The sequence below is a fragment of the Psychrobacter sp. UBA6291 genome, assembly GCF_002439405.1.
Classification (GTDB): Bacteria; Pseudomonadota; Gammaproteobacteria; order Pseudomonadales; family Moraxellaceae; genus Psychrobacter; species Psychrobacter faecalis.
On sequence record NZ_DJUD01000066.1, the window covers coordinates 1 to 6577 of the forward strand.

6 protein-coding genes and 1 pseudogene are annotated in these 6577 nt (G+C 38.9%); 6 read left to right on the top strand and 1 reads right to left on the bottom strand.

Translation table 11 applies throughout. The features are described 5' to 3' along the window. Window positions 1–1439: site-specific integrase (locus tag B3R91_RS10920; protein ID WP_286797628.1), on the top strand; the 1439-nt coding region annotated here is incomplete at its 5' end. After that, window positions 1436–1948 carry a hypothetical protein gene (locus B3R91_RS10925; protein ID WP_105244288.1) on the top strand — a complete coding sequence of 171 codons (513 nt, stop codon included), beginning with the start codon at window positions 1436–1438 and terminating at the stop codon, window positions 1946–1948. The genes B3R91_RS10920 and B3R91_RS10925, both read left to right, overlap by 4 nt. Window positions 1949–2119: 171 nt before the next feature. On the opposite strand, the gene B3R91_RS10930 is transcribed toward B3R91_RS10925, so the two are convergent. Next, window positions 2120–2971 carry a thymidylate synthase gene (locus B3R91_RS10930; RefSeq protein WP_102077603.1) on the bottom strand — a complete coding sequence of 284 codons (852 nt, stop codon included), beginning with the start codon at window positions 2969–2971 and terminating at the stop codon, window positions 2120–2122. A gap of 401 nt (window positions 2972–3372) precedes the next feature. Between B3R91_RS10930 and B3R91_RS10935 the strand changes: the two genes are divergently transcribed. The 4 genes and pseudogenes from B3R91_RS10935 to B3R91_RS10950 all read left to right on the top strand — a co-directional run bounded on the left by B3R91_RS10935 (window position 3373) and on the right by B3R91_RS10950 (window position 6382). After that, entirely contained in the window at window positions 3373–4077 is a 705-nt protein-coding gene (locus B3R91_RS10935) for an AraC family transcriptional regulator (RefSeq protein ID WP_286797629.1), read from the top strand. Between the two features lie 104 nt (window positions 4078–4181). Continuing rightward, window positions 4182–5111 (top strand): DMT family transporter, encoded by a 930-nt coding sequence (locus tag B3R91_RS10940; RefSeq protein ID WP_286797631.1) that lies wholly within the window; start codon window positions 4182–4184, stop codon window positions 5109–5111. Window positions 5112–5118: 7 nt separating this feature from the next. Then, a pseudogene (locus B3R91_RS10945) lies at window positions 5119–5643 on the top strand (IS1 family transposase); the annotation flags it as partial. A gap of 46 nt (window positions 5644–5689) precedes the next feature. Further along, window positions 5690–6382: a VIT1/CCC1 transporter family protein gene (locus B3R91_RS10950; protein WP_286797632.1), complete on the top strand. Its 693-nt coding sequence runs from the start codon at window positions 5690–5692 to the stop codon at window positions 6380–6382. The last annotated feature ends 195 nt before the right edge of the window (window positions 6383–6577 follow it).

A 6577-nucleotide genomic window follows, 5' to 3' on the forward strand; every position in this document is an offset into this window, starting at 1 on the left:
AATGTTCAACACGCCCTAATACTTCGAAAAAAGAACAAGTACTGCCAGATCTGGTATTTGAATCTCTCTCGAAAATGGCTTCCTTTATCATAGTGGACTTTTTAAACGCTACAGGAGCTTCAGCAAAGATATCAGATCCTAACTCCTTAGAAAGATTTAATACAAGCAACCACGTTTCATGGGCAAACGAAGAAGGAGTAACCCACGAAATTTTAAATGCTTATATTGCTATGAGATTAGGAACTAAAGGCTATCCTTCAAGTTTCATTACAAACATAATTGAACCCTATGATTGGATGCTCAAAAAAGACTCTAGTGTTACGAGTGGACGAACTTTACGTAAAGAATTGAAAAAACGTGGTTACAAGTTAGATAATCTTAGAGAATACTTTAACCTCGTAGCGTATGCATGCGCATATGTAGTAGGCCAGTATACAGGTATGAGACCATCTGAACTATCAGAAATAAGAGTTCAAGATTGTTCGTGCTTAGTTCAAGATGATGGCGTTTGGCTCATTGAAAGTACCGTCAAGAAACATAAAGATGAAATTAGTACAGGCTTGTTTGACGACAGATGGGTAGCTATACCGATTGTTAAAGATGCAATATTAGTAGCATCATATATTTCAAAAATTAAAGTTTCACCTTACTTAATTTCTAATGTAGATACTGTTAAACCAGGTAGCTCCCCTCAGTCGATGGCTAGTAAGGGTATTACATATCAAATGAATAATTTTATAGGCCAACTGTTAGGCAAAAACATTGCTAGTGAACTGAAGTTCAATCCCTACATGCTAAGACACACATTAACATATCAATTGTTTAAGGCTGAAGTTGGATTGCCTCTTATATCGTTTCAATTGAAACATTTTGTAGAGAGCATCTCTAAGTACACATCTACTGGCGCCACCTCGTCAGTTACGTTAGGCTACGGTGATATAGGTGAGATGCTGTCAAAAGACGGCAACCGAAAAGGTGATACGAAATCACTGCGCCGAGCAGCTGAATTAGATGCTATTAAAACTGCCCATAATCCAAATGGTACATATTATGGTGGTAAAGCGAGTGAGCATAAAAAAGGTCTGATCAAGACGTTTAGTGGATATATGGCTGAAGGATACACAGAGGATGAGATTTATGAGGCTATGGTAGATCAAGGGGTTGCCATGGTCTATATGGGACAAGGGCTTTGCTATGGTGGTAGAGCAGAAGAGTATGACTCAAGCCTACCATGTATTGGTTCACTGCGTTGTAACCCAGCTCGATGCAAACAAGCCGTTGTAACTACTAAGCATGCTCCTAAATGGCGTGAAGTTTACATGTTAAATAAAACCAACCTCAATAAACCAGAATATTCAGACAATCGAGAGCAAATTCTATCAGCAATGAACGAGGCCAAAATGGTATTGGAAAATCTTGGTGAGGCAATCGAACTATGAGTAATGAAGCTTATGATCAAAAAAATAATGACGACTATGAAGCAATAACTTCTGCTCTAAATATTGCCCTAATAGATCTTCAAAATAATAAAAAACTAAAACCCACTATAGCGCAACTTTCGAAGATGACTGGTATTCATCGAAATACTATTACAAACCGTGGTTGGCCTGTCCAAAAGCTAAATCAGATCAAAGATATCAGAAAAGCTGAAGAGAAATCGCGTAAAGAAAAAAAAGCTATAGATAACGCTGATGTTAAGAATGCGCTTGAAGCAAAAATGATTCAAGCACAAAATGAGGTTATCTACTGGTTTAATGAATATCAAGATATAAAAAGAGTCACTCAACACTCAGATAAACGGTTACAAAAAATGAGAGAGTCACGAGATTATTATAAAACACAATCTGATACAGATAAAAGGTCGTTATTAGAAGCTAGACAGGAGATTAAAAAACTGAGACAAATGTTAGCTTTAAAAGATGCAACACCGAACCAGCTGATGCACTAATCTATCGAAAACTACCTATGCTATAAAAAGTATAAACTTAATTTCCTTGTACTTAAAAGCTAGCAAGAGCTTAGCTAACAAATATATACCTTATAGCATAAATCACATATATTAATACTTTATGCCTAACAGAAATTTATCATCTTTCTTAACTTTTAATTTATATTTGTATCAAACTGAGAATGGATACGCGATAGACTCATGATACTGATACCCTTCCACTTCAAAATCGTCCAATGTTACCCATGTCTCAATATCTTCGAGAGACTTAATTTCAGGGTTAATGTGAAGTTTAGGGGCTGGATACGGTTCGCGTTTTAATTGCACATCACGCATTAACTCTAATTGGTCTTCATATATATGTGCATTTACAATCTTGTGATAAGCTTTTCCAGCCTCATGCCCCGTAATTTGAGCCATTAAAGCCAATAAAGTAAAAACCTGGACTTGATTGAAATTTTGACCTAATGGCACATCACAGGAACGTTGGGATGAAGTTAGATATAGCTTTCCTCCTAACAATGAAAACGTATGGGTATGCATACAAGGACGCAAACAACCCATATGAAACTCACCTGGATTATAGAAAGTTAGGATTTCACCTCGATCATCAATACCGTTCCGCAAGTTATCATAAATCTTACGAAGCTGGTCAAACTCCTCTCCTACTGAATTACGCCACCTGCGGCCCTGTACACCATATACTCGGCCCATATCATCCTCACCTTTACGATAAGGATTAGCTAACCAAGCTTCATTTTCATTGGCATTGGCACTCCATGTATTGCATCCAATAGCTCGAAACTGAGCTGCGCTATCATAACCACGTAGATACCCCAATAACTCTGCTATAGCCGTTTTCCAATAGCTTTTTCGAGTAGTCACTAAAGGAAACTCATTAGCGCCTACGTTGTATTCTAAATCAGCATTAATAACGGTTAAGCAACGCTTTCCAGTCCGTTCATTCTCGACCCATACACCCTCATCAACTATACGTTGACATAAATCTAGATACTGTTTCATTCAATAACCTTAGTTGGACTACAAACTTATCTCAAAAGGTGATTTTTGTTGAACTGCGTGGACAATACATTTTACCTTTTGATTTCATTGAGCATTATAAAGTTTCAAGGCTCAATTGTACAAACCTGTTCGTAACAACTAATTGTCTTAATAACTTATCAACAGGCTATGCCCCAATGGATCCAATGAAACCGAATCATTCTATCTAAAACCATTTACCATAATGCAGCTTTATGCGCAGAATGCGCGGTTCCCTAGTGAGGACTCGAATTTTTGGCTGTAGGCTAATGATGTCGGTATATTGAGTTATTTAGGTAGTCGCGGTATACTTCGTTGTGTACATGCAGTGAGCCTTTGGATCGTTATTTTTATTTACCGTAAGCGCTGCTATAGAAAAAGAAATGATAAGCACTCTCTCAGTTAGATCCTATAGTCGTCAAACTAAAGGGCATTCTCATAACTTTCACCAAATTGTTTTACCGCTTCGAGGCGTTATAAACATTGAGGTTGAAAATTATATTGGTAAAGTTACTCCACGGGAATGTGTTGTAGTCAAAGCATACGAAAAACATTATTTTAATGCTGAAGAAAATGCAAAGTTCATTGTTGTTGATACAGATTCTTTACCAGATCATATCCTTGATTCGGAAAAAATTGTCTTTTCAATCAGCTCGACATTAATATTATTTTTAGAGTTTGCTGAAAGTCAGTTAAAGAACCAAATTCATGCTGAAATTGAATCATTGATGTTTACTACTTTCTACAAACTTCTAGAAGAACAAAAATTATTCGTTCAATATGACCATAGAATTAGAGAAGTAGCGGACTATATTAATAACAACCTTTCTAATAACTTATCTATAGACGCTTTAGCAAATATTGCTTGTTTGAGTGCTACACAGTTTAAAAAGAACTTTAAGTCACAGACGGGTCAGACTGTAACTGAATACATTACAGAGCTGAGAATGCAAAAGGCTCAAGCTTTATTACTGCATACTGACTCACCCATTTCTATCATTGCTGAATTAGTTGGTTACGCTAATGTCAGTGCATTTAGTCGCCGTTTCTCAAAGTATTTCGGTATCCCACCTTCTAGAGTTTTCTAAGTAAAACGCGTCTGACCAATCAACAAAACCGTCCAATCTGCAAAATCCGATATTAATAGCTCTCTATAATAGTATTATTCAATATAACCTTGAGAGTACCTATTATGTTTCAGGTGAAATCCAGTTTGAGCGCTGTTGTATTTGTAGTTATTGCTAGCATTCTTTGGGGTACAACAGGTACTGTATCCGCTTTTACGCCTGATGTCAGTCCTTTAGCAACTGGTGCATTTGCAATGGGTATAGGTGGTGTACTGCTAGTAGTAAACGCTAGAAAACACATAATTAATGATAAAATAAAATTAACTTCTCAGCCCAAGGCCTTATTAATAGGAGCGACATGTGTTGCCATTTACCCATTAGCTTTTTATTCTTCTATGCGTCTAGCTGGTGTCGCTATTGGAACAGTTATCTCAATTGCTAGCGCTCCATTTTTTACAGTAATAATGGAGCGTCTAATCAGCAATAAAAGGATTAATAAAAAATGGGTAGTAAGTTTTCTATTTGGTGCCGTTGGTGTCAGCTTACTGACTATAGGAAAAACTAAAAATATTGACCTAGATATAGTGGCGAACCATCAAAAATGGGGAATATTACTGGGTTTGGTTGCAGGATTAACTTATGCCACGTACTCGTGGTCAGCACGGCAACTGATAGAGACAGGGGTGGACTCTAAATCTGCAATGGCAAGTATGTTTGGTCTCTCCGCAATAGTATTGTTACCTTCATTACTATTTACAGGCGATAATCTATTTTTAGATGCTAAACATATAACAGCTGCTCTATACATGGCAATTGCACCTATGTTTATAGGGTACTTGCTTTTTGGTCAAGCACTGAAAGCCATTGAGGCAAGCCAAGCCACGTTAATTACATTATTGGAGCCTATCGTAGCGACAATACTTGCGGTTATTGTTGTTGGAGAGATTTTTTCTCCTATTGGTTGGCTAGGTATGTTTCTAATGATTATTTGTCTTTTATTACAAATGGTTAAAGTTCCAGCTCCGAGGTATTTTAAGAGAAGTCATATTTTCTAAGAATTTTGAGTATGCCCTAACTTATAACGGCTGNNGAGACATTGCTATTATAGCCTCAGTTAGCATTGGTAAAGTGCTTAGCACCATAGGCTCATCTGTTTATAAGATTGCGCCTAAGAAGCGCTATTATGAACGCTTAGAGGTTGATGAGTTTTGGACTTACGTGTATCGCAAAAAGCGTAAAGTTTGGCTTATTTATGCTTATGACCGCGCTACCAATGAGATTGTCGCTTATGTCTGGGGCAAACGTGACCTGAAAACAGCTAAGAAGCTAAGAGCCCGTCTTAAACAACTGAAAGTCAGCTATGGCTCTATTAGCATGGATAACTGGGATAGCTTTATAACCGCATTCAAGCCTGACAAGAAACAAATCGGCAAGCAGCATACGGTAGGCATAGAAGGTAATAACTGTCGCCTTAGGCACCGATTGCGACGAGCCGTTCGAAAGACCTGCTGCTTCTCAAAGAAGTTTGATAACCACTTTAAGGTGTTTGATTTGGTATTCTTCTATGTCAATTATGGCTATGTCTGATGCCAGAATACTTTTTAGAACACCACCGTATTTTTTGAGGATGTCTATGTCATACTCTATTCACGATGAGCCGCACCTAAGTAACCGGAGTCAATGGCTCAGAGCAGCGGTACTTGGCGCCAATGATGGACTCATTTCTACCGCCAGTTTACTGGTTGGTGTTGCCGCCGCAAACGCGAGCAGCCAAACCTTATTACTGACAGGATTGGCGTCACTGACTGCAGGGGCTTTATCGATGGCGGCTGGTGAGTATATCTCTGTGTCCTCACAAGCAGATACTGAAAAGGCTGATTTAAAAAAAGAGCTTTACGAGCTGACGCATAATCCTGAGCGGGAGCTTGTCGAGCTGACAACAATTTATAAGCAGCGTGGACTTGATCAAGACTTAGCACACCAAGTTGCTGTCGCCTTAACTGAGCACGATGCACTTGAGGCTCATACTCGTGACGAGATAGGGCTAACTGAAATCAGTCAAGCAAAGCCCCTGCAAGCTTCCATTGCCTCCGCATTGGCCTTTACTACTGGTGCCATATTTCCTGTCATCGGCATCTTGGTGTTTCCAGCCCAGATCCTTGTTTGGTCATTGGCCGCGCTGACCATAGTCGGCTTAGTCCTACTTGGCATGGTATCGGCGCGCTTGGGCGGTGCACCCACTCTCCCTGCTGTCACTCGCGTCGTCGTGTGGGGTGTATTGGCCATGGTCGCAACATCACTTATTGGGCGATTACTTGGGGTGTAGCAGATTCAATTTAAAAGTATGACAGTTTTATTTTCAAATGACTAGAACGGTTTAGAGCCCAGTTTATTTTTAGCGCTCATTACTTTTTCGTAACGCATCCTAGAACGATACGTCTGTATCAGCGCGCGTTTGTAAGTAAAGACCTATTAAGGTATTCAAAAAGTGGTGGTGTGTCAGAAAGTATGCTGGAGTAAT

Coding starts and splice junctions, on each gene's coding strand:
- B3R91_RS10940 (WP_286797631.1), top strand. CDS start 4,182: ATGTTTCAGGTGAAATCCAGTTTGAGCGCTGTTGTATTTGTAGTTATT.
- B3R91_RS10935 (WP_286797629.1), top strand. CDS start 3,373: ATGATAAGCACTCTCTCAGTTAGATCCTATAGTCGTCAAACTAAAGGG.
- B3R91_RS10930 (WP_102077603.1), bottom strand. CDS start 2,971: ATGAAACAGTATCTAGATTTATGTCAACGTATAGTTGATGAGGGTGTA.
- B3R91_RS10950 (WP_286797632.1), top strand. CDS start 5,690: ATGTCATACTCTATTCACGATGAGCCGCACCTAAGTAACCGGAGTCAA.
- B3R91_RS10925 (WP_105244288.1), top strand. CDS start 1,436: ATGAGTAATGAAGCTTATGATCAAAAAAATAATGACGACTATGAAGCA.